25 protein-coding genes are annotated in these 24874 nt (G+C 70.8%); 9 read left to right on the plus strand and 16 right to left on the minus strand.

Translation table 11 applies throughout. The features are described 5' to 3' along the window. Positions 1-81: 81 nt before the first annotated feature. The 4 genes from pknB to thiO all read right to left on the minus strand — a co-directional run bounded on the left by pknB (position 82) and on the right by thiO (position 4292). Positions 82-2067 carry a Stk1 family PASTA domain-containing Ser/Thr kinase gene (pknB, locus tag ACIBVQ_RS02805; protein ID WP_399175198.1) on the minus strand — a complete coding sequence of 662 codons (1986 nt, stop codon included), beginning with the start codon at positions 2065-2067 and terminating at the stop codon, positions 82-84. A gap of 76 nt (positions 2068-2143) precedes the next feature. Continuing rightward, positions 2144-2926: a thiazole synthase gene (locus tag ACIBVQ_RS02810; RefSeq protein ID WP_362910429.1), complete on the minus strand. Its 783-nt coding sequence runs from the start codon at positions 2924-2926 to the stop codon at positions 2144-2146. Positions 2927-2931: 5 nt separating this feature from the next. Continuing rightward, complete coding sequence (gene thiS, locus ACIBVQ_RS02815; protein WP_352008926.1) at positions 2932-3132, minus strand: sulfur carrier protein ThiS; 201 nt, start codon at positions 3130-3132, stop codon at positions 2932-2934. Then, positions 3129-4292, minus strand: a complete 1164-nt coding sequence (gene thiO / locus ACIBVQ_RS02820; protein ID WP_352008927.1) for a glycine oxidase ThiO — start codon at positions 4290-4292, stop codon at positions 3129-3131. The genes thiS and thiO overlap by 4 nt, the downstream gene beginning before the upstream one ends. A gap of 327 nt (positions 4293-4619) precedes the next feature. On the opposite strand from thiO, the gene ACIBVQ_RS02825 reads away from it, so the two are divergent. Genes ACIBVQ_RS02825 through thiE form a run of 3 tightly spaced genes read left to right on the plus strand, consistent with a single transcriptional unit; the run spans position 4620 to position 6851 of the window. Continuing rightward, entirely contained in the window at positions 4620-5804 is a 1185-nt protein-coding gene (locus tag ACIBVQ_RS02825; RefSeq protein ID WP_386189992.1) for an NAD(P)/FAD-dependent oxidoreductase, read from the plus strand. 50 nt (positions 5805-5854) lie between these two features. Continuing rightward, the gene (locus ACIBVQ_RS02830) at positions 5855-6229 is read left to right on the plus strand and encodes an Rv2175c family DNA-binding protein (protein WP_352008929.1); all 375 of its coding nucleotides are present in this window, start codon (positions 5855-5857) and stop codon (positions 6227-6229) included. Continuing rightward, the gene (gene thiE / locus ACIBVQ_RS02835; protein ID WP_399175201.1) at positions 6207-6851 is read left to right on the plus strand and encodes a thiamine phosphate synthase; all 645 of its coding nucleotides are present in this window, start codon (positions 6207-6209) and stop codon (positions 6849-6851) included. Before ACIBVQ_RS02830 ends, thiE begins: the two co-directional genes overlap by 23 nt. A 44-nt stretch (positions 6852-6895) precedes the next feature. Here the strand turns inward: thiE and ACIBVQ_RS02840 are convergent, their stop codons facing one another. Beyond that, entirely contained in the window at positions 6896-7963 is a 1068-nt protein-coding gene (locus ACIBVQ_RS02840) for a polyprenyl synthetase family protein (protein WP_352008931.1), read from the minus strand. Positions 7964-8091: 128 nt separating this feature from the next. Here ACIBVQ_RS02840 and metF point away from each other — a divergent pair, with 128 nt between their 5' ends. Continuing rightward, positions 8092-9027, plus strand: a complete 936-nt coding sequence (metF, locus tag ACIBVQ_RS02845; protein ID WP_352008932.1) for a methylenetetrahydrofolate reductase [NAD(P)H] — start codon at positions 8092-8094, stop codon at positions 9025-9027. On the opposite strand, the gene ACIBVQ_RS02850 is transcribed toward metF, so the two are convergent. Continuing rightward, the gene (locus ACIBVQ_RS02850) at positions 9024-9578 is read right to left on the minus strand and encodes a GNAT family N-acetyltransferase (protein ID WP_362910419.1); all 555 of its coding nucleotides are present in this window, start codon (positions 9576-9578) and stop codon (positions 9024-9026) included. The genes metF and ACIBVQ_RS02850 overlap by 4 nt on opposite strands. 76 nt (positions 9579-9654) lie before the next feature. Next, positions 9655-10134 carry a YbaK/EbsC family protein gene (locus ACIBVQ_RS02855; protein ID WP_352008934.1) on the minus strand — a complete coding sequence of 160 codons (480 nt, stop codon included), beginning with the start codon at positions 10132-10134 and terminating at the stop codon, positions 9655-9657. A gap of 118 nt (positions 10135-10252) precedes the next feature. On the opposite strand from ACIBVQ_RS02855, the gene ACIBVQ_RS02860 reads away from it, so the two are divergent. Next, a complete protein-coding gene (locus ACIBVQ_RS02860; RefSeq protein ID WP_362910417.1) occupies positions 10253-11035 on the plus strand; it encodes a L,D-transpeptidase family protein in 783 nt (260 codons plus the stop codon). Positions 11036-11761: 726 nt separating this feature from the next. Continuing rightward, positions 11762-12208, plus strand: a complete 447-nt coding sequence (locus ACIBVQ_RS02865) for an SAV_6107 family HEPN domain-containing protein (protein WP_352008936.1) — start codon at positions 11762-11764, stop codon at positions 12206-12208. Between the two features lie 5 nt (positions 12209-12213). Here the strand turns inward: ACIBVQ_RS02865 and ACIBVQ_RS02870 are convergent, their stop codons facing one another. The 9 genes from ACIBVQ_RS02870 to ACIBVQ_RS02910 form a co-directional block, all read right to left on the minus strand. Continuing rightward, positions 12214-13440 (minus strand): PP2C family protein-serine/threonine phosphatase, encoded by a 1227-nt coding sequence (locus ACIBVQ_RS02870; RefSeq protein WP_362910415.1) that lies wholly within the window; start codon positions 13438-13440, stop codon positions 12214-12216. 149 nt (positions 13441-13589) lie between these two features. After that, positions 13590-14084, minus strand: a complete 495-nt coding sequence (locus ACIBVQ_RS02875) for a transcriptional regulator (protein ID WP_271219163.1) — start codon at positions 14082-14084, stop codon at positions 13590-13592. A gap of 269 nt (positions 14085-14353) precedes the next feature. Beyond that, positions 14354-15262, minus strand: coding sequence for a universal stress protein (locus ACIBVQ_RS02880; protein ID WP_399175206.1), 909 nt, complete (start codon positions 15260-15262; stop codon positions 14354-14356). Beyond that, entirely contained in the window at positions 15259-16683 is a 1425-nt protein-coding gene (locus ACIBVQ_RS02885) for an amino acid permease (RefSeq protein WP_352008939.1), read from the minus strand. Before ACIBVQ_RS02885 ends, ACIBVQ_RS02880 begins: the two co-directional genes overlap by 4 nt. A gap of 25 nt (positions 16684-16708) precedes the next feature. Then, on the minus strand, positions 16709-17644 hold the full coding sequence (gene arcC / locus ACIBVQ_RS02890; protein WP_399175208.1) for a carbamate kinase: 936 nt from the start codon (positions 17642-17644) through the stop codon (positions 16709-16711). Positions 17645-17646: 2 nt separating this feature from the next. Next, positions 17647-18651 carry an ornithine carbamoyltransferase gene (gene argF / locus ACIBVQ_RS02895; RefSeq protein WP_352008941.1) on the minus strand — a complete coding sequence of 335 codons (1005 nt, stop codon included), beginning with the start codon at positions 18649-18651 and terminating at the stop codon, positions 17647-17649. A gap of 21 nt (positions 18652-18672) precedes the next feature. Next, on the minus strand, positions 18673-19917 hold the full coding sequence (locus tag ACIBVQ_RS02900; RefSeq protein ID WP_399175211.1) for an arginine deiminase: 1245 nt from the start codon (positions 19915-19917) through the stop codon (positions 18673-18675). A gap of 38 nt (positions 19918-19955) precedes the next feature. Beyond that, positions 19956-21386: an amino acid permease gene (locus ACIBVQ_RS02905; RefSeq protein WP_399175213.1), complete on the minus strand. Its 1431-nt coding sequence runs from the start codon at positions 21384-21386 to the stop codon at positions 19956-19958. Between the two features lie 123 nt (positions 21387-21509). Then, positions 21510-21779 carry a DUF3040 domain-containing protein gene (locus tag ACIBVQ_RS02910; RefSeq protein ID WP_352008944.1) on the minus strand — a complete coding sequence of 90 codons (270 nt, stop codon included), beginning with the start codon at positions 21777-21779 and terminating at the stop codon, positions 21510-21512. A 280-nt stretch (positions 21780-22059) separates the two neighbouring features. Between ACIBVQ_RS02910 and pyrR the strand changes: the two genes are divergently transcribed. From pyrR to ACIBVQ_RS02925, 3 genes are read left to right on the plus strand one after another with little or no spacing between them, the layout of a single operon-like run. Continuing rightward, entirely contained in the window at positions 22060-22629 is a 570-nt protein-coding gene (gene pyrR, locus ACIBVQ_RS02915) for a bifunctional pyr operon transcriptional regulator/uracil phosphoribosyltransferase PyrR (protein ID WP_352008945.1), read from the plus strand. Next, positions 22626-23558: an aspartate carbamoyltransferase catalytic subunit gene (locus tag ACIBVQ_RS02920; protein WP_362910403.1), complete on the plus strand. Its 933-nt coding sequence runs from the start codon at positions 22626-22628 to the stop codon at positions 23556-23558. The genes pyrR and ACIBVQ_RS02920 overlap by 4 nt, the downstream gene beginning before the upstream one ends. Next, the gene (locus ACIBVQ_RS02925) at positions 23555-24850 is read left to right on the plus strand and encodes a dihydroorotase (RefSeq protein ID WP_399175216.1); all 1296 of its coding nucleotides are present in this window, start codon (positions 23555-23557) and stop codon (positions 24848-24850) included. Before ACIBVQ_RS02920 ends, ACIBVQ_RS02925 begins: the two co-directional genes overlap by 4 nt. The last annotated feature ends 24 nt before the right edge of the window (positions 24851-24874 follow it).

Genomic DNA, 24874 nt, shown 5'->3' on the forward strand with positions numbered 1-24874 from the left:
GCCCGGAGGCCTCTCAGCGCCCCCTCAGTGCCCCCTCAGTGCCCCCTCAGTGCCCCCTCAGCGCCTCTTTCAGTGCCTCTTTCAGTGCCAGATGGTGACCTGGGTCCCGGACGGCACCTGCTGGCCGCCCGGCGGGCGCTGGGCCAGGACCCTGCCCCTGCCCAGCCCCTTGCGCACGGTCACCTTCATCCCCGCGGCGCGAAGCTCCTCGCGCGCCGCCTTGACGTCCTTGAACATCACGTTGGGGACGACGGCCAGGGGCTGGGCCACGTCTCCGCCGTCGTCTCCCGGCACGGAGTTGTTGATCTCCCAGGGCCAGTGCCACTGGGGGTTGTTGCACAGCGACACGGTGAGCCTGATGGTCGCGCCCGCGTCGATCTCCGCGTTCGGCTGCGGGTCCTGGGCGATGACCGTGCAGGGCTGGGCGGCGTCGGTCTGCTCGACGAACTCGGGCACGAAACCCGCGCCGCGCAGCAGGGCGTCGGCCTGGTCGCGGGGCATGCCCTTGAGATCGGGCGCGACCAGGCCCGCGCTCACCAGCAGGTCGATCTTGGTGCCCTCCTTGACCCGGTTGCCCACGGCGGGGACGGTCCGCATGACCTGTCCGCGGGGCACGGTGTTGCTGGGCTGCTTCTTGACGTCGTCGACGGTCAGCGTCACTCTCGCCAGGTCCGACCTCGCCTGGGCCTCGGTCATGCCGATCACGTTGGGCACCACGACCCGCTTGGGGCCGCCCGAGGGGAACAGGACGATCTTGGACTGCTTGTCCACCGTGGTGCCCGCGATCGGATCGGTCCTGATCACGTTGCCCTTCTGCACCTTCTCGTCGTTCTCCGGCTTGCCGATCTCGACGAGGAAGCCGAGAGCCCTGGCCTCGCTCTGGGCGACGTTGACGTTCTTGCCGGTGAGCACCGGGACGACGATCGTGGTGTTCTGGGAGAACAGCCAGCCGGTCACCCCGACCGCGATCACCATCACCACGGCCAGCGCGACGAGGTACCAGTTCGGCCGGAACCCCCTGCGCGCGGGCGCGGGCGGGCGCGGGTGCGGGTCGGCCGCGGGGCCGGTGAGCAGGTCACCCCGTGGCTGGATCAGCGTGTGGTTGACGCCTCCCGCCGCGGGGGCGGCGGGGGGCTGGCGGAACCCGGCGGCGGCCGTGTGCCCTCCGGTGGGCCCGGTCGGCTGCCCTCCCGCGTGCCCGGCCACGGGGGCGCTGTCCCTGGGCAGCGTCCGGTGCGCCTCGACCGCGGCGACCAGCAGCGCGGTCGCGTCCACGGGGCGCAGCGCGGGGTCGCGCGCCGTCGCCTGGGCCACCAGCGTGTCCAGCAGCGGCGGAATGTCCGGCAGCAGCGAGGAGGGCGCGGGCACGGTGTCGTGGACGTGCCGGTAGGCCACCGACATCGGCGTCTCACCCTCGTACGGCTGATGCCCCGTGACCAGCTCGAACAGCATGATCCCGGCGGAGTAGACGTCGCTGCGGGCGTCGGCGGAGCCGGAGGTCACCTGCTCGGGCGACATGTAGCCGATGGTGCCGATCATGACACCGGTGCGCGTCTGGTTCGTCGCCTCGATCGCGCGGGCCAGGCCGAAGTCCACGACCTTGACCCGCCCGTCGTCGGCGAGCAGCACGTTCTCCGGCTTGACGTCCCGGTGGATCATCCCGGCCTGGTGGGCGGCGCCCAGCGCGGCGAGGACCGGGATCATGACCTCCAGGGCCTCGCGGGCCGGCAGCCTGCCCCGCTCGCGGAGCACGTCGCGCAGGGTGCGCCCGGGGACGTACTCCATCGACAGGTAGACGTTGCCCCCGTCCGTGCCCTGGTCGAACACGTGTACCACGTTGGGGTGCGACAAACTCGCCACCGACTTGGCCTCGCCGATGAACCTGCGCACGAACGCGGGGTCCTCGGCGAGAGTGCGGTGCATCACCTTCACGGCGACCGTGCGGTCGAGCCGGACGTCCAGAGCCAGGTATACGGTCGCCATCCCGCCCCGGGCGATCCGGGACTCGACGCGGTAACGCCCGTCGAGGAGTTTCCCGACCAGGGGGTCCGTAAGCGTCGTGTCCACCCGGCAGAGTTTACGGGCGATTTGGCGCCCACAGGGTCGGCGTGTTCGAAACCGATGCGGAGAAGTTGACCGATCCCTAAGGAGTCATGGGGGATGAGGCCTCGGCGTACCTGCGGCGCGGGATACGGCCCGCGGCCCTGGCCGTACGGCCCGCGACGACCGCGGAGCGCATGGCGCGGGCCATCAGGTCGGGACGCCTCGCCCTGGTCACGGCGGTCGCGAGCAGGACGGCGTCACAGCCGAGCTCCATCGCCAGCGCCGCGTCGCTCGCGGTGCCGATCCCGGCGTCGAGGATCACCGGAACGCCCGCCGCCTCCACGATGAGTTCGATGTTGTGCGGGTTCCTGACACCCAGACCGGAACCGATCGGCGCGCCGAGCGGCATCACCGCCGCGCACCCGGCCTGTTCGAGCCTGCGGGCCAGGGCGGGGTCGTCACCGATGTAAGGCAGCACGACGAAGCCCTCGGCGACCAGCCGTTCGGCGGCGTCGAAGGTCTCGATGGGGTCGGGCAGCAGGGTGCGCTCGTCGGAGATGACCTCCAGCTTCACCCAGTTCGTCTCCAGGGCCTCCCTGGCCAGCCGCGCGGTCAGCACCGCCTCCCCCGCGGTGAAGCAGCCCGCGGTGTTCGGCAGGACCTTGATGCCGCGCCTGCGCAGCACGTCGAGCACCGAGCCCCGCGCGGACGGGTCCAGGCGCCGCATCGCGACCGTGGTCAGCTCGGTGCCCGAGGCGGCCAGCGCCTGTTCGAGGACGTCAAGCGAGGGGGCGCCCCCGGTGCCCATGATGAGCCGCGAGGAGAACTTCTCCCCGCCGATGACCAGGTCGTCGTCCGGGTTCGTCAGTGTGTCCCCAAGCATGTCCCTCAGCCTCCCTGCACCGCGGTGAGCACCTCGACCCGGTCGGCCTCGGCGAGCGTCGTGGAGTCCCACGCGCCGCGTGAGACCACCTCGTCGTTCACCGCGACGGCCACGCCGCTCCTGGCCTCGGTCAGCCGCTGTACGGCCAGCGCCACGGTCGCCCCCCTGGGCAGCTCGTGGGCGGTTCCGTTGATCGTCACGTTCATCGGTGCTCCTGGAAACGCAGTGGAGAGCAGATCGCCCGCAGTTCGTCCTCCTCGCCGGGTGGCGCGCCGGGGGAGTGCGCCTCGGACGAGGACGGTGGGAAGAGAAGGTCGGCGGTGAGCGGGGCGAGCAGGACGCCGCCTCTGTGGTGGCCGGTGGCCAGCGACAGACCGGCGGCGGCCGACGGCCCGACCAGCGGCAGGTTGTCCGGGGTGCCCGGACGCAGGCCCGCGACCACGTCGTGGACCTGGAGCTCGGTGACGCCGGGAACGAGCTCCCGCGCGTCGCGCAGCAGCTCCCACAGGCCTCCCGCGGTCACCCGGGTGTCGAAGCCCATCTCCTCCTGGGTCGCCCCGACGACCACCTCCCCGTCGCCGCGCGGCACCAGGTAGACGGGGGAGCCGTGCACCACGCCGCGCACGCACCGCCCCAGGATCGGGGTGGCCGAACGCAGCCGCATGATCTGTCCCTTGACCGGCCGCACCGGCGGCACCGCGTCGGGCGGCAGCCCCTCAAGGCCGCCCGACCAGGCGCCGGCGGCCAGGACCACCAGGTCCGCGCCGATGGTCTCGCCGGAGGCGAGCCGTACGCCGGTGACCCGCTCCGCGGCGTCGGTCGTGAGCCCGGCGACGCGGGAGCGGACAAGCGCGCCGCCGCGCCGCTGCAGCGCCGTCAGCAGCGCCTTGACGACCCTGCGCGGGTCGACCCAGGAGTCGCCGCCGGCCAGCAGGCCACCGCGCACCGACGGGGCGAGCATCGGCTCCAGGCGGCGGCACTCGCGGCCCGTGAGCCGTTCCGCGGGCAGGCCGAGCTTGTCGACGAAGGCGGCCAACTCGTCGAGCGCGGCCAGATCGTCGGAGCCGAAGGCGACGTCGAGCGTCCCCAGGGCCCGGTAGTCCAGGTCGAGGCCGCCGTCCTCGGTCAGGTCGGCGGCGAAGGCGGGCCATCTGGCCAGGGAGGCCAGCCCGAGGCGCAGCAGGGGCTCCTCGGTGTAGGTCACCTCGCTGACCGGCGCCAGCATGCCCGCCGCCGCGTGCGAGGCCCCCGAGCCGGGGTCGGGGTCGGCCACGGCCACCCGTGAGCCCCTCCTGGCCGCACGCCAGGCCACGGAGAGCCCGGCGACGCCTCCGCCGATGACGAGCACGTCGAAGTGGTGTGACATTCGTACCCTCCGCTCCCTTCGCCGGCATGACCCGGATCAGGTTCCTGGCGGTCGAGGGCCGCTGACGGTCACGCCGGGATCATCGCCGCCGGACGCGCGCCCCGTGCGCCGGCACGGTGTATCAGCACGTCAAATGGCCTTCGATGGTCCGCGTCGCCCCGTAGCCCTCCTCTCAGCCCGGTGCGCTCCGGGCTCCCGCGCGTCTGCTCGCTTCCACCTTAAGGGCTGTGGTGACGCCCTCACTGCGTTGGATGCGAGCTAAATACCGTTTTCGTTATCAAACAGCTAATGGCAGAGGATCGGGCAGGGCGCTTAGGCTCGTGAGTTGTGAATCATGTCGTGGTGGTTGGCGCCGGCCTGGCCGGCGTGCGCAGTGTCGAGGCGTTACGAGCCCGAGGGTTCGCCGGCACGATCACATTGATGGGCGAGGAGGCACACCGCCCCTACGACCGTCCCCCGCTGTCGAAGTCCGTCCTGCTGGGGGAGACGGACTCCACGGTCGTCGACTCCGATCTCGACGCGCTTGAGGTCGACTTCCGCCCGGGGGTGGCCGCGAAGGGACTGCGGCCGGGCGTGGTCGAGACCACCGAGGGCGAGGTGGCCTACGACGGACTGGTCATCGCCACCGGCGCCCGTCCCGTCCGGTTGCGCGGCGACGGCGAGCAGCACGTGCTTCGCACCATCGACGACGCGCTCGCCCTGCGCGAGCGGCTCGTCGCGGGCGTGCGCGTCGCCGTCATCGGGGCTGGCTGGATCGGCGCCGAGGTCGCCACCGCCGCCCACAGGGCGGGCTGCGAGGTGACTGTCGTCGAGGCGGCCGACCTGCCGCTCTCCCAGGCCCTGGGGGCCGTCGGCGGGCACACCGCCCGCTGGTACGAACAGGCGGGCGTCGAGCTGCGCCTGGGCGTCCAGGTCGCCTCCGTCGACCACGACGGGCTCACCCTGGCCGACGGCTCACGGGTCAGGGCGGACGTGGTCGTCACCGGCGTCGGCGTACGGCCCGCCGTCGAGTGGCTGGCGGGCTCCGGTGTCGAGCTGGACAACGGCGTCGTCACCGACGAGCACCTGCGCACCTCGCTGCCCGGGGTGGTCGCCGTCGGCGACTGCGCCGCCTGGTGGTCGCGCCGCTACGACCGCCGCCTGCGGGTGGAGCACTGGGACACCGCGCTGGGTGCCCCGGAGGTCGCGGTGGCCGCGCTCATGGGCGGAGACGCGGTCTACGACCCGGTGCCCTACTTCTGGTCGGAGCAGTTCGGCCACATGGTGCAGTACGCCGGGCACCACGACGACGGCAACGACGGCGAGCGCCTCGTCCTGCGCGGCGACCCGGAGGGCGGCTCCAGGTGGGGGGCCTGCTGGGTCCGCGGCGACGGCAGGCTGGCCGCGGTCCTGGCGGTGAACCGCCCCCGCGACCTCCTGCAGGGGCGCCGTCTCATCGAGGGCGGCCAGCGGCTCGACGCCGTTCGCCTGGCCGATCCGGCGGTGGCGCTGCGCGACTGCACGGTCGCTTAACCTGCCCACCGGGTGTTTGGCGGAAGGCACGATGTGGTAGTGGTGGATTCGTGACGCTTTCTGTTGCGCAGATCGACCGGGAAACAGACCAACTGGTGGGCGAGTGGCTCACCTTGACCGAGGTCGCCAGGAGACTCAACCTCAGCGCCGGTCGCGCGAAGCAACTTCTCAAGGACCGCAAGCTCATCGGAGTGCGAAGGGGCGGGGGCGAGCCACAGGTTCCCGCCGCCTTCCTCGGCAAGGACGACGTGGTGAAGGGGCTGCCAGGCACGCTCACCGTGCTGCTCGACGCCGGATACGACGACGTCGAGTCGCTCCGGTGGCTCTTCACCCCAGACGAGACCCTCCCGGGGTCCCCGGTGGACGCGATAGTCGCGGGCCGCCACACCGAGGTCAAGAGACGTGCCCAGGCGCTCGCTTTCTGACGCCCGCCTCTACCTCTGCACCGACGGGCGCCGTGAGCGCGGAGACCTGGCCGACTTCCTCGACGCCGCCCTCGCGGGCGGGGTCGACATCGTCCAGCTACGTGAGAAGGGCCTTGAGGCCAGGGAGGAACTCGCCCTCCTTGAGGTCTTCCGCGAGGCCTGTGACCGCCACGGCAAGCTGCTCGCGGTCAATGACAGGGCCGACATCGCTCACGCCGCCCGTCCCGACGTGCTCCACCTCGGACAGGACGACCTGCCGGTGCGGGCCGCCCGCGACATCCTCGGCGACGACATCCTCATCGGGCGTTCCACTCACGCCCCGCAGGAGGCCTCAGCCGCGGCCGTCGAAGCGGGAGTCGACTACTTCTGCTGTGGTCCCATCTGGCCGACGCCTACCAAACCGGGAAGGCACGCCCCCGGCCCCGCGCTGCTCAGGCACGCCGCGGCGCTGGAGACGGAACGCCCCTGGTTCGGCATCGGCGGTGTCGACCTGTCCAACCTCGACGAGGTCATGTCATACGGCGTGCGCCGGGTCGTGGTCGTGCGGGCCATCACCGAGGCGGACGACCCGAAGGTCGCCGCGGGGGAGTTCAGGCGGCGCCTGACCGCCGGGCTCACCTGATCCGCATCCGACCGGTCCGGGCCCGGTGGACGCCGGGCCCGGCCTCAGGTGCGACGTGACGTCGCGGCCACGGCCAGATCGGCCAGGGCCGTACGGGACCGCGGGGTGATCGGGGCGCCGTCGAGCGAGACGAGGGCGTGGTCGAGATATTCCTTGATCATGCTCTCGCACGCCGCCAGGGCCCCGGTCTCCTCGATGATCTGACGCAGCCTGGCGACCCCGGCGGCGTCCAGGTCGGGGTCGCCGAGCGTCTCCTCGACCGTCCTGGCCTGGAGCGGGGTGGCCACGGCCAGGGCACGGGCGACGAGCATCGTCCGCTTGCCCTCCCGCAGGTCGTCCCCGGCGGGCTTGCCCGTCTCCGCGGGGTCGCCGAACACGCCGAGGACGTCGTCGCGGAGCTGGAAGGCGATGCCGACGCTGCGGCCGTACTCCTCGCAGAGCCGGTCGATCCACGGCTCGACGCCCCGCGCGGCCAGCACCAGGCCGAGCCTGAGCGGCTGCTCGACGGAGTACTTGCCGCTCTTGAAGAGGGCGACCCGCAGCGCGCTGTCGAAGGTGTTCTCCTCGTGCGCCTGCTCCAGCAGGTCGAGGTACTGCCCGCACATCAGCTCGGTGCGCATGTGGTCGTGGATCCGCTGGGCAGCGGCCAGCGACTCCACGGGCAGCCCGCTGTTGCGCCACATCTCCCCGGACCAGATGAGCAGCAGGTTGCCGAGCAGGATGGCGGCGCCCTCGCCGAACTGCCCGGCGGAACCGCGCCAGCCCGCCTTCTCGTGCATCGCCTGGAACCTGCGGTGCGCCGACGGCATGCCCCTGCGCAGATCGCTGGCGTCCATGACGTCGTCGTGCACGAGGGCGCTGGCCTGGAGCAGCTCAAGGGAGGCCGCGGCGGTGAACAGCGCCGGATCGTCCTCCCCGCCCGCGCCGTGCCAGCCCCAGTAGCAGAAGGCGGGTCGCAGCCGCTTGCCGCCCGCGAGGAACTCCTCGGCCGCGGTGAGCAGCGGGACCAGTTCGGGCGCGCCGACCAGGGGGCGCTGCCGGTCGACGAACTCCCTGAGGGATCGATCCACTTCGGAACGGATGGTGTCGAGAGCAGCCGCGGAAGGGGTCATACCCCGAGATTATCGGCCCGGAGGTGCGAGGTTATGCCCGCGGTGTCCCCGCCGGGGCCCGGCAGGAGGAAGGGTGTTGAACCGATCACGGTTGTGGCGCTCCGTCGGGCGGCCAGTACCCTAGGGGCATGGCTCTGGGTCGCTCGTCAGTCTTCCCCGAACGTGTGCCCACCGTCCGCGAGCTCCTCGCCGCCGGTGGCCGTTCGTTCTCGTTCGAGTTCTTCCCACCGAAGACGGACGAGGGGGAGCGTCAGCTCTGGCGGGCCATCCGGGAGCTTGAGGCCCTGCGGCCGACGTTCGTCTCGGTCACCTACGGCGCGGGCGGCGGCACCCGCGACCGGACGGTGGAGATCGTCGAGCGGCTCGCCCACGAGACGACGCTGACCCCGGTCGCCCACTTCACCGCCGTCAACCACTCCCTGCGTGAGCTGCGCCACCTGATCGGCAGGTTCGCCGGGGCGGGCGTGCGCAACATCCTCGCCGTGCGGGGCGACCCGCCCGGCGACGTGACGGGAGAGTGGATCCGTCACCCCGAGGGCGTGCAGTACGCCGAGGAGCTGGTCAGGCTCATCCGCCAGTCCGGCGACTTCTGCGTCGGCGTGGCCGCCTTCCCCTACAAGCACCCCAGGTCCACCTCCGTCGAGGCCGACACCGAGCACTTCGTGCGCAAGTGCCGGGCGGGCGCCGACTACGCGATCACGCAGATGTTCTTCCGCGCGGAGGACTATCTCAGGCTGCGTGACCGGGTGACCGCCCGTGGATGCGAGACCCCGATCATCCCCGGCATCATGCCCGTCACCCAGATGAGCACGATCGCCCGTTCCGAGCAGCTCTCCGGCGCGCCGTTCCCGCCCGAGGTCGCCGCCAGGTTCGAGGCCGTCGCCCACGACCCGGCCGCGGTGCGCGACCTGGGCATCGAGCACGCCGCCGAGCTGTGCCAGACCCTGCTCGACGAGGGCGCGCCCGGCATCCACTTCATCACCTTCAACCGGTCGAGCGCGACCCGCGAGGTCTTCCAGGCCCTCGACGTCACGACCGGGGCGGACGACCGGCTGGCGGTCTAGACGTACTGGGCCAGCGGGAGCGGGGTGCCCAGGATCGCGTAGCGCTCCTGGCCCCCGGGGAAGACGAACCCGGTCAGCAGGTCGCCGAAGCCCAGGCTCCGGTAGAGATGACGTGCCGCCGTCTCCTGGTCACGGGTCGACAGTACGGCGGTGCGCTCCAGGCGCCCCGCGCACAGGCCGGTGACCATCGCCCGGCCCACGCCCTTGCCCTGGTAGTCGGGGTGGACGTGGACCTCGGCGAGTTCGAAGGCGTCGTCGAGCCACTCGCGGGTCCTGGCCTGGCCGTCGTGCTCGGTGATCGCCTGACGGACGACGCCGTGCCACCACTGGCCGGGTTCGCCGTGGAAGCCGTAGGCGAAGCCTACCGTCCTGCCGTCGGCGCGTTCGGCGAACAGGCAGGTGAACCGGGAGTAGGAGGCGTGGCCTCTCATGATCGCCCTTCGCCCGGTGAGCTGGTCGGCGGGCGGGAGCATCGCCGCGGTGTAGACGTCGAGGACCGCGTCGAGGCCCACGGCGAACTCCTCGGGGCCGACCCGTCGCAGTTCGATCACGCAACGCACCCTAGCAGGATGACCACCATGAGGATCTGAGAGGTTCGTCAGGGTTTGGCGGGTGTCCGCCTGGCGTTCAGCGCTCGACCTCGACCGGGGTCCCGCCGGTGACGCGGAGGAGTTCGGCGAAGGAGGTCGGGAAGACCGTGTGCGGGTGGCCGGCCGCGGCCCAGACCACCTCGTGCCTGTCGAGCCAGACGTCGACCAGGGTCCTGATCGGGGCGGGATGTCCCAGCGGGGCGACGCCGCCGATGACCTGGCCGGTCGCCGCGCGGACGAAGTCGGGGGTCGCCCGCCGTACCCGCGCCGCGCCGACCTTCTCGGCGACCAGACCGGTGTCCACCCGGTGGGCGCCGCTGGTCAGCACCAGGAGCGGCCGGTCGTCGGCGTCGAAGATCAGGCTGTTGGCGATGGCGCCGACCTCGCAGCCGAGCTGCGCCGCGGCGGTCGCCGCCGTCGGCGTCGCCTCGTCGAAGACGACGATCTCTCCGGTGACGCCGTGCTCTCTCAGAGCCGCGGCGACCTTCTCGATGTTGGGATGCAACTTTTCCGGCACCCGGTCACTCTAAACGGGTTGACCATCGATTACCTCTTCATAACCGTTGCCGGAGAGTGGATGGTTGGTGCGCTATGGTCCGTTGTTCGGGCTTGACTGACAGGAGGGGATGATGGTGATGGGGGTTGGAGGACGGCTCGGAGTGGCCGCCCTGGTGACGGCGGGGGCGATGCTGCTGGCCTCTCCCGGTGTCGCGAACGCTCAGGTCGTCACCTCCGCGGCGACCGCGGTCACGGCCCAGGCGGCGCCGGGGTTCGTCGCCCCCGGCCAGACGCTGAGGCTCGGGGCGAAGGGGACCGCGGTCAAGGCGCTGCAGACCAGGCTGCGGGAGCTGGGCTACCTGCCGGGCACGGCCGACGGGCGTTACGGCGGCACGACGCTGACCGCGCTGTGGGCCTTCCAGAAGATCAACGGCATCGCGCCGACCAGCACCGTGACCAGGAAGACCTGGAACGCTCTACAGAACCCCAGGTCGCCGAAGGTGCTGGTGCCCAACGGCAGGCCGACCAGGGTCGAGGTCAACCTCACCCAGCAGGTGATGACCCTGTACGTGGACGGCAGGGTGAAGCTGATCAGCCACATCTCCTCGGGCAGCGGGATTCCGTACTGCGAGACGGCCACCTGGGAGGGCAAGACCCAGAAGTTCTGCGGAAGCGCCCGCACGCCGACGGGCGACTACAAGACGACCTGGCGCAGGAACGGCTGGCACAGGTCATACCTTGGTCAGCTCTACAACCCGATCTTCTTCAACGGCGGTATCGCCCTGCACGGCGCACTCTCGGTGCCGTTGGCCCCGGCCTCCCACGGCTGTGTGCGGCTGCCGATGAACGTCGCCGCGGTCCTGCCCGGCATGCTCGGCACGGGAGTCCCGGTGCACGTCCGGGGCAGATTCGTTCGCTGACGGAGTGAACGCGGTTCTTCGTGCCCCCGGTCCTTCAAGGGCCGGGGGCACGGTCGTTCCCGGGGCCGCCGCGGGGGCGCGGGAAAGGGCGCCGTGGCGGGCCCGTCTTGACGGCTGTTTCCCCGCCCTGTGAACACCGGGCCGTGTTCTCGTCATGGGGAACTCGTGGGCAACGCGGAACGCGCGGCGCCCACGACTCCCGGCCACCGAGATGCCGCAGAAAACCGCACAACGCTCAAACTCCACCTTGAACATTTAAAGCAGGCACAGGCCTATAAATCAGCCAATGCGACAGGGAAAGGGGTATGGAGGCGGCCGTGCGTCCGCTGGGTGAGGGAGGGAAGCCGGGGATGTCCGAAACCCCTTGGCCGTGACCGCCCCGGCTTGTCCGCGCGCGACCGGCGACTCTCCGGCGGTTCTTCCGGGGTGGGTGATTCGTATGGTTCTAGGCTGCCCGGTGGTGTCGAACTTTTGTTCGTGCGTTTACTTGACACTACCAGTGATCGAATTTATGTTCGATGTGATGACGTGGGGCTCGCGGTCCACGTCCAGGGTGGTTGGCCTTTCCGGGACCGTCGGCCACGGCGGCCCGGCCGGGCCGGGGCGGGCGGGGAGAGGGGAAGCTCCTCGTCCGGCCGCCCGGAGGATTTGTCGGTGGGGTCTGCGAGTGTTGACCTGACCGGCGGATTCGCCGGGAGCCGCTTGCGACCAAGGAGGCTGAAGCACATGACCCCTCGGCTCAGCGATTCCGATGGGCCCCGGCTCTCGTCCACGGTGCGGGCGCACCTGGCCGACGCGCGCGACTGTCTTGAGGAGGCGGGCGCCGCCCGGACCCCCGCAACCCGATACGTCGCCGCCCACCTGGCGGCGCTCAGAGCCGCGGCCGCGATCCTGGCCGCGCGGCCACGGCCCATGGACGGCCGCAGGCGCCGCCTGCGCAGCGCCTGGGAGCTGCTGCCCGAGGCCGAGCCCAGGCTGGCCGAGTGGGCCCCCTACTTCGAGACCAGCGCGACCAAACGGGCCGCCGCCGAGGCGGGCATGACCCGCATGGTCTCGGCGAGGGACGCCGAGGAGCTGATCTCCGAGGCCGAGCGGTTCGTCGTCACGGTGGAGACCCTCCTGGGCCTGCCCGCCCAGACCACCCTCCCGGCCCGCGTCCCCCTGGCCGGCTAGCGGCTCTAGGCCGCCGATGAGGCCAGCGGGCGGGCGGCGCGGTGGCGCAGCAGGAGCATGGCGGCGTCGTCGTTCAGCGGCTTGCCCACGTGACGCAGCAGGTCGGCGCGTAGCGCGTCGAGGGCCAGCTGCGGGTCGGAGCCGTTCAGCAGGTGCGCCCTGTCGGCCAGCGGATAGAACCGGCCCGTCCCGTCGCGCGCCTCGATGACCCCGTCGGTGTAGAAGAGCACCTGGTCACCGGGTTCGAAGCCGATCTGGTACGGCACGGCCTCGGCCCCCTTCAACGACGCCATGCCCAGCGGAAGGGCCTCGTCGGGCGGGTCGGCGAAGGAACGGCTGCCGTCGGCCGCCAGCACCATGGGCGGCGGATGACCGCAGTTGATGACGGTGATGGAGGTGCCCTCCTGCGCCTCGCCGAGATCGGTCAGGTCGGTGATCTCGGCGAGTACGGCGGTGACGAACTGCTCGCCCGACAGCTCCCGCGACAGCGCGTTCTCCAGGCGGGCCACGACGCCCTGCAGCTTGGCCTCGTCGTGGGCGGCCTCCCTGAAGGCGCCGAGCACCACGGCGGCGGTCTCCACGGCCTCCAGGCCCTTTCCCTGGACGTCTCCCACGATGATGCGCACCCCGTGCGGAGTGGTCACCACCTCGTACAGGTCGCCGCCGATGCGGGCCTCGGCCGTGGCGGAGGTGTAGGAGACGGCCACGCCGATCCCCGGCCCGGCGCGGCGCGGGACCGGTCGCAGCAGCACCCGCTGGGCGGCCTCCGCGACGGAGCGGACGTCGGCGAGCTGACGCTCGTGCCGCAGGCGTCCCGCGCTGGCCAGCACGCTGGCCACCGTGACACCGAGGATGGCGGCCATGGTGATGTTGGTGCGGGGCGTCCACAGGATGTCGTTGTAGACGCCGAGCGCCACACACAGGGCCAGTGCGATGAGGCCGGAGATCGTGGTCCTGGCCAGGCCGCAGGCCACGCTGGCGAAGGCGGGGCCGAGGGCGAGCAGCGGCAGCAGCCCGGAGGTCGGCCCGGAGCCGAAGTCGATCAGCGCGACCAGGGCCATGACGACGAACGGCAGCAGCCTGAGCGTCTCCTGGGTCCTGGTCGCCCCGACGGAGGTCAGCAGCCGCAGGAACGCCCGGGTCTTGGTCGAGCCCAGGGCCGCCTTGAGTGAGGCGAGACGGCCTTCAGGGCGCGGTCGAGAGTGATCGTGACGATCCTCTCCCCGGGCCATGTCCACCACATCTCGTTAAATGCCATGTTTGCCTTTTCCTACCACAGCGATGGTGATCCGTGGCGGCGTGCGGGCCATGTTCTAACGAGAGAGGAAGACCACGGCTCGCGGGCACGCCCAGCCGCGCGTGCCCGCGACCGGACGGGTCGTCAGAAGGACTCGACGGCCCTGCGGGCCTCGGGGTCGAGCACACCCCAGGTGATGAGTTCCTCGGTGAGCTCACTGGGGGACTTGTCGTAGATCACGGCCAGGGAGCGCAGGTCCTCCTGACGGATGGACAGCACCTTGCCGTTGTAGTCACCACGCTGGCTCTGGATGGTGGCGGCGTAACGAGCCAGCGCACCCGCCTTCTCCTTGGGCAGCTGGGCAAGACGCTCAAGGTCGATCACAAGCTTCGGCGTGGGGCCAAGAGGGCTCGGCGCGCTGCCCCCGGGCAGGAGCTCATTGACCGGAACCCCGTAGAAGTCGGCCAGCTCGGCCAGCTTCTGCACCGTGACCGCACGGTCCCCACGCTCGTAGGAGCCGACGACAACGGCCTTCCAACGACCGCGGGACTTCTCTTCGACTCCGTGCAGGGACAGGCCCTGCTGAGTGCGAATCGCGCGGAGTCTTGCACCCAGCGACTTGGCGTATTCAGACGGCATCGTGTGGCCCCCCGGCTCGGTTATGTACTGCTTTCAGTTGATTGTCCTCCCTCGCAACTTATGCCCCAACCACCGGGTTGGCCTGGGGTAGGCACCTTCGGTGACTGATGCGTCGGGGTTTACCCGATAACGCCGCGAGGTGTGGTTACGGACAGTGACGGTAAAGCTGTGGGCGCCTAAGGTCAAGCTGATTGGAAAAAAGATGTCGAATCCGATCCGATGTGGTCCGCCTCAAACGCCGTGCTTGTCCCATGGCGGATAGTGAATCATCACCGTTTCCCGCGCCGTCCGGCGGACCCTCGCTTCCCGGCGGGACTCCTGGGCACCATCATCACCGGACAGGGGGCCGAACGTATGATCTTCAGCGAGACGTCGCCGGGGAAGACCCGCCGCAGGGGCCCGGTCTCGCTGGAGGCGCAGATCAACATCGCCCCCTCGCAGTCGGTGCCCGCCAGCGCGGCGGCCACGTCCCTGCCCTCAAGCACCTCCACGTCGACCCGGACGTCGTCGTGCCCCCGGACGATCTCGTCGAGGTCGGCGGTGACCTTCTCCCTGATCCTGCCGAGCATCTCGGCCTCGACCCTGCCCCGCCGTCCCCCGCCCAGCACAAGGGTGACCAGGCGCAGCGGGACGCCCATCCGCCCGGCCAGCTCGAAGGCCTGCCGTACGGCCTCGTCGGAGGCGGGGTCGCGGCGGTAGGCCACGGTCAGCCTCCGCAGGGCCGGCGGATGGCTCTCGGCGTACCCGCGGGGCGCGAGGGCGACGGGCACGGGGGAGGTGTGCAGGAGCTGGTCGGCGGTGCTGCCGACCCGGATGCGGCCCTTACCGCCGCCGGGGGCGGGGCCGATGACCACCGCGTCGGCCTCCAGCCGCCCGGCGAGCTGGACCAGCCCCCTGCCGCTGCCCCGGTGGCCGTGGGAGACGAAGTCGACCGGCACGTCCCGCACGCCGGCCAGCAGCTCGCGGGCCTGCTCCAGGACGGTCTGCGCCTGCGCGGCCACGTAGGCGCGCCACTCGGCGTCGATCTTCCCCGGTCCCGGGGTCGGCCAGGTGGGCACGTGGACGTGGGCGACGGTCAGCCGGGCCCCGGCCCGCCGGGCCAGCAGTACGGCCAGCGTCAGCCCGTCCTGGCCCCGGCCACCGGGGACGAATCCGGCGAGGATGTGCTCGATCTTCATCGGACGCTCCTGCTGAGGCGTGAGTGGCGGTAGCCGTACAGGAAGTAGGCGAGCAGGCCGACGGTCATCCAGATCGCGAAGGCGAGCCAGGTGACCCCGGCGAGCCCCAGCATCACCACCACGCAGAAGATCACCCCGAGGACCGGTGTCAGCGGGAAGAACGGGGTCCTGAAGCTGCGCGGCAGGTCCGGCCGGGTGTAGCGCAGCACCAGCACGCCGACGTTGACGATGGCGAAGGCGAACAGGGTCCCGATGCTGGTGGCCTCGGCGAGCTGGCCGAGCGGGATGAACCCGGCCAGCAGGGAGACGAACGCGGCGACGATGATCGTGTTCGCGACCGGGACCTGGCGGCGTGGATCGATCCGTTCGAAGATCCTCGGCAGCAGGCCGTCGCGGGACATCGCGAACAGGATGCGGGTCTGGCCGTACAGCACGGTCAGCACGACGCTGGCGATGGCGATGACCGCGCCGAAGGAGATGATCAGGCCCGCCCAGGTCGAGCCGGTCGCGCGGTCGGCGATCAGGGCGAGACTGGCTTCGGTCGTGTCCGGGTCGAACCGCTGCCACGGCATGGCGCCGACGGCGGTCAGCGCGACCAGTACGTAGACGACCGTGACGATGAGCAGGGACAGCAGGATCGCCAGCGGCAGGTCGCGCTTGGGGTTCCTCGCCTCCTCACCGGCGGTCGAGGCGGCGTCGAAGCCGATGTAGGAGAAGAAGACCTGCGAGGCGGCGGCGGTGATCCCGGCGACGCCCAGTGGGGCGAAGGGGGTCAGGTTGCCGCTCTCGAAGGCGGTGAAGGCCACGACGCAGAAGAACGCCAGCACCGCGATCTTGATCAGCACGAAGACCGCGTTCGCGGCCGCGCTCTCCGAGGCGCCGCGCAGCAGCAGCCAGGTGGCCAGCAGGACGATCAGGACCGCGGTGACGTTGACCACCCCTCCCTGGTCGCCGGGGGAGTGGGTGACGGCGGCGGGCAACTGCCAGCCGAACAGGTCACGGAGGAAGTGGTTGAGGTACTCGCCCCAGCCGACCGCGACCGCCGCGACGGAGACGGCGTACTCCAGCATCAGGCACCAGCCGCACACCCAGGCGACCAGCTCGCCCAGCGTCGCGTAGGCGTAGGAGTAAGAGGAGCCGGAGACCGGGATGGTCCCGGCCAGCTCGGCGTAGGACAGCGCGGAGAACAGGGCCGTGACGGCGGCCAGGGCGAAGGAGACGACCACGGCGGGGCCCGCCTTCGGCACGGCCTGGCCGAGGATGACGAAGATGCCGGTGCCGAGTGTGGCGCCGACGCTGAAGAGGGTGAGCTGCCACAGGGTCATGGTCCGGCGCAGCTCGCCGCCCTCGCCGTGACCGCCCTCGGCGACGATCTGCTCGGTGGGTTTGGTGCGCAGCAGCCGCCGTACCACGGAGTCCACGTGACGCCCTCCTCGAAGAGACAGGTCAAAGGGTGCTGGCCAGCGGCCAGGTGGCGTTGGGGGTGACGATGGTGCCCGCCTCGCCCTCAAGGATCAGCTCCGCCTCGTCCAGCCTGCCGATCGCGGCCATGTCGCCGGTGGTCTCGACGAACCGGCAGGCGGCCTCGACCTTGGGGCCCATGGAGCCCGTAGGGAACCGTTCTGCGCGCAGCTGGTGGGGAGTGGTGTGGGTGATCTCCTCCTGCCGCGGGGTGCCGAAGTGCCTGGCGACCCGCGGCACGTCGGTGAGGATCATCAGGACGTCGGCTTCGAGGGCCTCGGCCAGCACGGAGGCGGTCAGGTCCTTGTCGATGACCGCCTCGACCCCCTGGAGCTGTCCCCGGTCGTTGCGGATCACCGGTATCCCGCCACCGCCCGCGCAGATCACCACGACGCCGTCGCGGACCAGGCGGCGCAGCAGCCGGGTCTCCACGACCCGCTGCGGGGCGGGGGAGGGCACGACCCTGCGCCAGTGCCGTCCGTCCGGCTTGACGGTCCAGCCGTACTCCTCGGCCAGTCTCTCCGCCTCCGCCCGCTCGTAGACCTGGCCGACGAACTTCGTCGGGTCGTCGAAGGCGGGGTCGACCGCCGAGACGAGCGTCTGGTTGACCGTGGCGGCCACCTGCCGCCCCGGCAGCGCGTTCTGCAGGGCCTGCAGCATCCAGTATCCGATCATGCCCTGGGTCTCGGCGCCGATGGTGTCCAGGGGATACGGCCTGGCCAGGTTGGGGTCGTTGGCGCTCTCCAGCGCCAGCACGCCGACCTGGGGGCCGTTCCCGTGCGTGATGATCAGCTCGTGCCGTTCCGCGAGCCGGGCCAGCGAGGCGGCGGCGATCCGGACGTTCTCCCGCTGGGGCAGCGCGTCGGGGCTCTGCCCCCTGCGCAGCAGCGCGTTGCCCCCCAGGGCGGCCAGGACGCGCATCCTCAGTCTCCCAGGGTGGCGACCATGACGGCCTTGATCGTGTGCAGCCGGTTCTCCGCCTGGTCGAAGACGATCGACAGCGGGGACTCGAAGACCTCGTCGGTGACCTCAAGGGCGTCGTGGCCGGTCTTCTCGAACAACTCCTCGCCGACCTTCGTCTCCCGGTCGTGGAAGGCGGGCAGGCAGTGCATGAACCTCACCCTGGGGTTGCCGGTCGCCTCGACGACCGAGGCGTTCACCTGGTACGGCATGAGCAGCTTGACGCGCTGGTCCCACACCTCGTCCGGCTCGCCCATGGACACCCACACGTCGGTGTAGAGGAAGTCCACGCCCCTGACGCCCTCGGCGACCTCGTCGGTGACGGTGATCCTGGCGCCGGTCGCCTCGGCGAGGTCCCTGGCGGGCCCGGCGACCCCCGTCTCCTCCGGCCACAGCTGCCTGGGGGCCACGATCCGCACGTCCATCCCCATCAGCGCGCCGGTGACCAGCAGCGAGTGGCCCATGTTGTTGCGGGCGTCGCCCAGGTAGGCGTAGGAGATCTCGCGCAGGGGCTTGTCGCTGTGCTCCCGCATGGTGAGCAGGTCGGCGAGCATCTGGGTGGGGTGCCACTCGTCGGTGAGGCCGTTCCAGACGGGGACGCCCGAGTAGGCGGCCAGTTCCTCGGCGTAGGCCTGCCTGCTGCCGCGGTACTCGATGCCGTCGAACATCCGGCCGAGCACCCGCGCGGTGTCCCGCACCGACTCCTTGTGGCCCATCTGGGAGCCGGAGGGGTCGAGGTAGGTGACGTGCGCGCCCTGGTCGTGCGCGCCGACCTCGAAGGCGCACCGGGTGCGGGTCGAGGTCTTCTCGAAGATCAGGGCGATGTTCCTGCCCCTCAGGCGCGGCCTCTCGGTGCCCGCGTACTTGGCCGCCTTGAGGTCGGCCGCGAGGGTGAGGAGGAACCCGAACTCCTCGGGGGTGAAGTCGAGCTCCTTGAGGAAGCTGCGGTTGCGCAGGTTGAATGCCATGTGCCTGTCCCTGGTGAGAGGTCAGATGCCGTCGCGTTCGAGGGGGCAGCTCATGCACCGGGGACCGCCGCGGCCCCTGCCGAGCTCACTGCCCCTGATGGTGGTCACCTCGACGCCGTTGGCGCGCAGGTAGTTGTTGGTGGTGGTGTTGCGCTCGTAGGCGATGACCACGCCGGGACTGATCGCCAGCACGTTGCAGCCGTCGTCCCACTGCTCCCGCTCGGCCGCGTAGACGTCCTGCGTCGGGGTGAGGATCCTGATCTCGTCCAGGTCCATGGCGCGGGCGATGGCCCGGTGCATGTCCTCGGGCGCGTGATCGGTGATCTTGAGTTCCTTCTCCGTGTCGCCGGGTTCGACGGTGTAGGAGGGCAGCATCCCGAGCCCGGCGAACTTGACGAACACCCCGACGTCCACGCTGGTCATCACGGTGTCCAGGTGCATGAACGCCCGTGCCTTCGGCATGTTCAGGGCCACGATCCGTTTCGCGCCGCCCTTGGCGAACAGGCTGCGCGCGAGCATCTCGACCGCCTGCGGCTGCGTGCGCTCGCTCATCCCGACCAGTACGGCCCCGCGGCCCAGCACCAGCACGTCGCCGCCCTCGATGGTCGCGGGCGCGGCGGCCAGGCCCGGCATCCACAGGTTGAAGCCGCCCTCCTGCGGCCTGTCGAAGCCCGGGGCGAACATCGGGTGGAAACGGTAGATCGCCTCGTAGTTCACGGTCTCGCGCTGGCGGGCCTTCTTGCGCATCGCGTTGACGGAGACGCCGTCGTAGATCCAGCAGGAGGTGTCGCGGGTGAACAGGTGGTTGGGCAGCGGGGGCAGGACGAAGTCGTCGGGGCCGAGAGTGTGGAAGGCCAGGCTCTTGGGGTCGGTACCCCGTTCGACGAGTTCCTGCTTGGTGATCCCGCCGGTGAGGTAGAGCTGCAGGTCGTCGGAGTGCATGGCGTCCAGCGCGTTGCGCAGGGCGTCCACGGCCATGGGGCCGAAGAAACGCTCCTCGATGACGTGGTCGAGGATGTACTTGCGGGCCTCGGGGATGTCGATCGTCTCGCGCAGCAGGTCGCCGAGGAGGTGGACGGCGACCCCGTGTTCGCGCAGCACCCGCTGGAACTCCTCGTGTTCCTCGACCGCGCGCTGCACCCACAGCACGTCGTCGAAGAGGAAGTCGTCCTTGTTCGACGGGGTGAGCCGCTTCAGGGACAGCTCGGGCCTGTGGAGCAGGACCCGGTGAAGCCGCCCGACTTCGGAGTCGACGTGAAAGGTCATCTCTCTTCCTCCGTGCTGGCCTCGTGATGGCCGGTCGGTCAACGGTCGTGCCCGGCCGCCGGTACGGCGGCCTCACCTCCCGGGCCGTACTCGCCGCGTCTGGCCTTGGTCCAGATGTAGACGGGGATGCCCACCAGGAGCATCAGGAACCCGACGAAGATGGCCTGGGTGCCGGCGCCGTACGCCATCCAGAAGGCGAACAGGACGGCGAGGGCGGTCACGGCCAGGTCGCGGCCGAGCCTGGCCCCCTTGACCTCGCGGGCCCCGGTGACCAGCCAGAACAGCTGGGCGCAGGCGGAGAAGAAGTAGGGGATGACGGTGGTGAAGGTGGCGATGAGCAGGATCCTGTCGAAGCCGCCCTCCGAGCCGAGATAGTTGTAGAACACGACCAGCGAGGTCAGCGCGGTCCCGGCGACGATGCCGACCCAAGGGGCGCCGCGGCGCGACCGCCGGGCGAAGACGGAGGGGAACAGGCCGTCCCTGGCGGCGGCCATCGGCATCTCCGCCACGAGCATGGTCCAGCCGTTGATGGCGCCGATGCCGGAGACGATCGCGCAGGCGGCCATGACACCGCCGCCGACGCTCCCGCCGAACATGGCGTTGATCGCGTCGGCGAAGGGGGCGGTGGAGCCGACGAGCGCCTGGTGCGGGACGACGCCGAAGACGGCGACCGTGCTGAGCATGTACATCGCGGCGCAGATCAGCACGCCGTAGACGCTGGCCCTGCCGATGTTGCGGGCCGGGTCCCTGACCTTCTCCGCGACGATGGTGACGCTCTCCACGCCCGAGTAGATGAACAGCGCCAGCGCGCCCGCGGTGGACAGGGCCGCGATCCAGGAGCCGCCGGTCGCCACGAAGGGGCCGAAGTCGGCTCCCCGCATGAAGAACAGGCCGACCACCGCGACGAAGACCAGCGGGACGAACTTCAGCACCGTGGTGACCAGCGCGAAGACGCCGATGTTCCGCACGCCGCTCAGGTTGATCAGCGCGGGGACCCACAGGGCGACGAGCGCCAGGGCGATCCGGGCGGCGGGGGAGTCCCAGCGCAGGAAGTAGCCGACGTAGTTGACCCAGACGACGGCGATGGCGGCGTTGCCGATCCAGGCGGTCAGCCAGAACGACCAGGCGTTCCAGAAGCCGGAGAACTCGCCGAAGGCGTCCTTGGCGTAGGCGTACGGCCCGCCGCCCTCCGGCAGGCGCGCGCCGAGCCTGCCGAACACCACGGCGAGCGCGACGGCGCCGATCGAGACCAGGGCCATGGCCAGGATGCTGACGGTGCCGTAGGCGGCCAGCGAGGCGGGCAGCAGGAACACGCCCGTGCCCACGATGTTGCCCACGATCAGGGCGATGGCCGCGGGCAGGCCGAGTTTGCCGTGTTCCCCGGCGATCTCCTCGGCCGCCTCGTCGCGGATCACTCCTTCTTCTGCGGCGGTGCGCCCTCGCGGACGGTCGCCGAAGGAATCTCCCATCCCACGCCCCCTGGCACGCATCCCCCGCACTGCCCGTTTCGGGTGCCGATAACCAATGGGGTCCCCAACGGGGAAAGGTGTGAAACCCGTCCTACCAGGGCGGACGGCGCGCGGAGCCGGAGGTCAGCCGCGGGTCAGCGCGTGGGTGGGGGAGGGGGCGACCTCGGCGGCCGAACCCGAGATCGGGGGAAGCAGCACGGCCATGATCGCCATGATCGCGGCCAGCAGGGCGACGGGGATCAGGACGCCGGGGAAGGCGCCGCGGCGGGCGGGCAGGGGCTCGGCGGTGACCGCGCCGGTCGCGAACGACGACAGCGTCTCGGCCAGGAGGGGGTCCTCGCTGTAGATCCGGTCGGCGATCCCGTCGAGGGCGCGCTTTTCGCGAGCGGACAAGCCCATGGTTCTCGATTCCCCGGTGGCTGACGATGACCCGAAGGATTTTAATGGCACTTTGTCGGGTTTTGCCAAGCTAGGGAGGTAGATCTTCGTCCGTCCAGAGGTGTTGATCAATACCATGAAATATCCGGATTGTAGGCATCTGGGATGTATGTGTGGTTTGTCGTGGTTGGAGGGTCAAGGGGGTGCTTCAGGAGCATCGCCGGGCGGCTGCTAACGTGAGGACGTCAGCTTCCTTTAAGACCCGTCCCGTGAGGCGGGAAAGGTGGTGTTCGCATTGGCTGATGCCGTTTCGCATGCCCGCGGTGGCGCGCACGCGGTCCTCGAAGGACCCGACATCAATCGCGCGCTGATCCGCATCTCCCACGAGATCCTCGAACGCACCAAGGGCGCCGAGGACATCGTCCTGCTGGGGATCCCCACCAGGGGCGTTCACCTGGCCCGCCGCCTGGCCGGCTACATCAGGCAGTTCGAAGGCCGTTCCGTGCCGGTCGGGTCCCTCGACGTCACCATGTACCGCGACGACCTGCGCCTGCGGCCCGCCCGCGCGCTCGGCCGCACCGAGGTGCCCGCCGACGGCATCGACGGCAGGATCGTCGTCCTCGTCGACGACGTCCTCTACTCGGGCCGCACCGTCCGCTCCGCCCTCGACGCCCTCAACGACCTGGGCCGTCCGCAGGCCGTCCAGCTCGCCGCCCTGGTGGACCGGGGCCACAGGGAGCTGCCGATCAGGGCCGACTACGTGGGCAAGAACCTCCCGACCTCCAAGTCCGAGATCGTCAAGGTCTACCTGGAGGAGAACGACGGCCGCGACGCCGTCCTGCTGCTGAAGGAAGACGACAAGTGAAGCGGCACCTGATCTCGGCGGCCGACCTGAGCCGTGACGACGCCCTGCTGATCCTGGACACCGCCGACGAACTGGCGAAGATCTCGGAACGTTCCATCAAGAAGCTGCCGACCCTGCGTGGCCGTACGGTGGTCAACCTCTTCTTCGAGGACTCCACCCGCACCCGCATCTCCTTCGAGGCCGCGGCCAAGCGCCTGTCCGCCGACGTCATCAACTTCTCCGCCAAGGGGTCGAGCGTCTCCAAGGGGGAGTCGCTGAAGGACACCGCGCTCACCCTGGAGGCCATGGGCGCCGACGCCGTCGTCATCAGGCACGGCGCCTCGGGCGCCCCGCACCGCCTGGCGAACTGGGTGCGCGGCAGCGTCGTCAACGCCGGGGACGGCACCCACGAGCACCCGACCCAGGCCCTGCTCGACGCCTTCACCATGCGCCGCCGCCTCGGCTCGCTCGACGGCAGGAAGGTCACCATCGTCGGCGACGTCCTGCACAGCAGGGTCGCCCGCTCCAACGTGCTCCTGCTGGCCACGCTCGGCGCAGAGGTGACCCTGGTCGCCCCGCCGACCCTGCTGCCGGTGAGCGTCGGATCCTGGCCCTGTGAGGTCTCCTACGACCTCGACGCCGTGCTGCCCAAGTCCGACGTGGTGATGATGCTGCGCGTGCAGCGCGAGCGGATGAACGCCGCCTTCTTCCCCACCGAGCGGGAGTACAGCCGCCGCTACGGCCTCGACCGCGAGCGCGTCGCCCGGCTGCACGACGAGGCCATCGTGATGCACCCAGGCCCGATGAACCGGGGCATGGAGATCGCGGCGGAGGTGGCCGACTCGCCCCGCTCGACGATCGTCGAACAGGTCACCAACGGTGTGACCACCCGCATGGCCGTCCTTTACCTGCTGCTCGGCGGCGCCGACCTCGGAGGAGAGATCCAGTGAAGACCATCGTCATCAAGGGCGCCAGGATCCTCGGCGGAGAGCCCGCCGACATCCTGATCCGCGACGGAGTCTTCGCCGAGATCGGCCAGGACCTGAGCGGGGACGAGACCGTCGACGCCGCCGGGCTCATCGCGCTGCCCGGCCTGGTCGACCTGCACACCCACCTGCGCGAGCCGGGCCGCGAGGACGCCGAGACCGTGGAGAGCGGCACCCGCGCCGCCGCGCTCGGCGGTTACACCGCCGTGCACGCCATGGCCAACACCGACCCGGTCGCCGACACCGCGGGCGTCGTCGAGCAGGTCTGGCGCCTCGGCCAGGAGGCGGGCCACTGCGACGTGCGCCCGGTCGGCGCCGTCACCGTCGGGCTCGACGGCGAGCGCCTGGCCGAACTCGGCGCGATGGCCGACTCGGCCGCGCGGGTGCGCGTCTTCTCCGACGACGGCAGGTGCGTCTCCGACGCGGTGCTCATGCGCCGCGCCCTGGAGTACGTCAAGGCCTTCGACGGCGTGGTCGCCCAGCACGCCCAGGAGCCGCGCCTGACCAAGGACGCGCAGATGAACGAGGGCGCGGTCTCCGGCAGGCTCGGGCTGACCGGCTGGCCCGCGGTCGCCGAGGAGGCGATCATCGCCCGCGACTGCCTGCTCGCCGCGCACGTCGGCTCACGCCTGCACGTGTGCCACCTGTCCACCGCGGGCTCGGTCGAGATCGTCCGCTGGGCCAAGTCGAAGGGCTGGGACGTCACCGCCGAGGTGACCCCGCACCACCTGCTCCTGACCGACGACCTCGTCGAGGACTCCCCGGTCGGCTCCTACAACCCCATCTACAAGGTGAACCCGCCGCTGCGCACCCGCGCCGACGTCGAGGCGCTGCGCGCGGGCCTGGCCGACGGCACGATCGACTGCGTCGCCACCGACCACGCCCCGCACCCGGTGGAGGACAAGGAGACCGAGTGGGCCGCCGCGGCCATGGGCATGATCGGCCTGGAGACCGCGCTGTCCGTCGTGCAGGAGGCCATGGTCGAGACCGGGCTGCTCGACTGGGCGGGTGTGGCCGAGCGCATGTCGTCCGCCCCGGCCAGGATCGGCCGGGTGGCCGAGCACGGCGGGCCGATCGAGGTGGGGGCCCCGGCCAACGTCACCCTCTACGACCCGGCCGCGCGCGCCGAGGTCGACCCGGCCGGATACGCCTCCAAGAGCCGCAACACCCCCTACCAGGGCAGGAGCCTGCCCGGCAGGGTCGTGGCGACCTTCCTGCGCGGCAGGCCGACCGTCCTGGACGGAAAGATCGCGTGAGGCCCGGCCCGAGCGGGCCTGCCG

It is taken from the genome of Streptosporangium sp. NPDC049376 (assembly GCF_044466505.1).
Taxonomy (GTDB): Bacteria; Actinomycetota; Actinomycetes; order Streptosporangiales; family Streptosporangiaceae; genus Streptosporangium.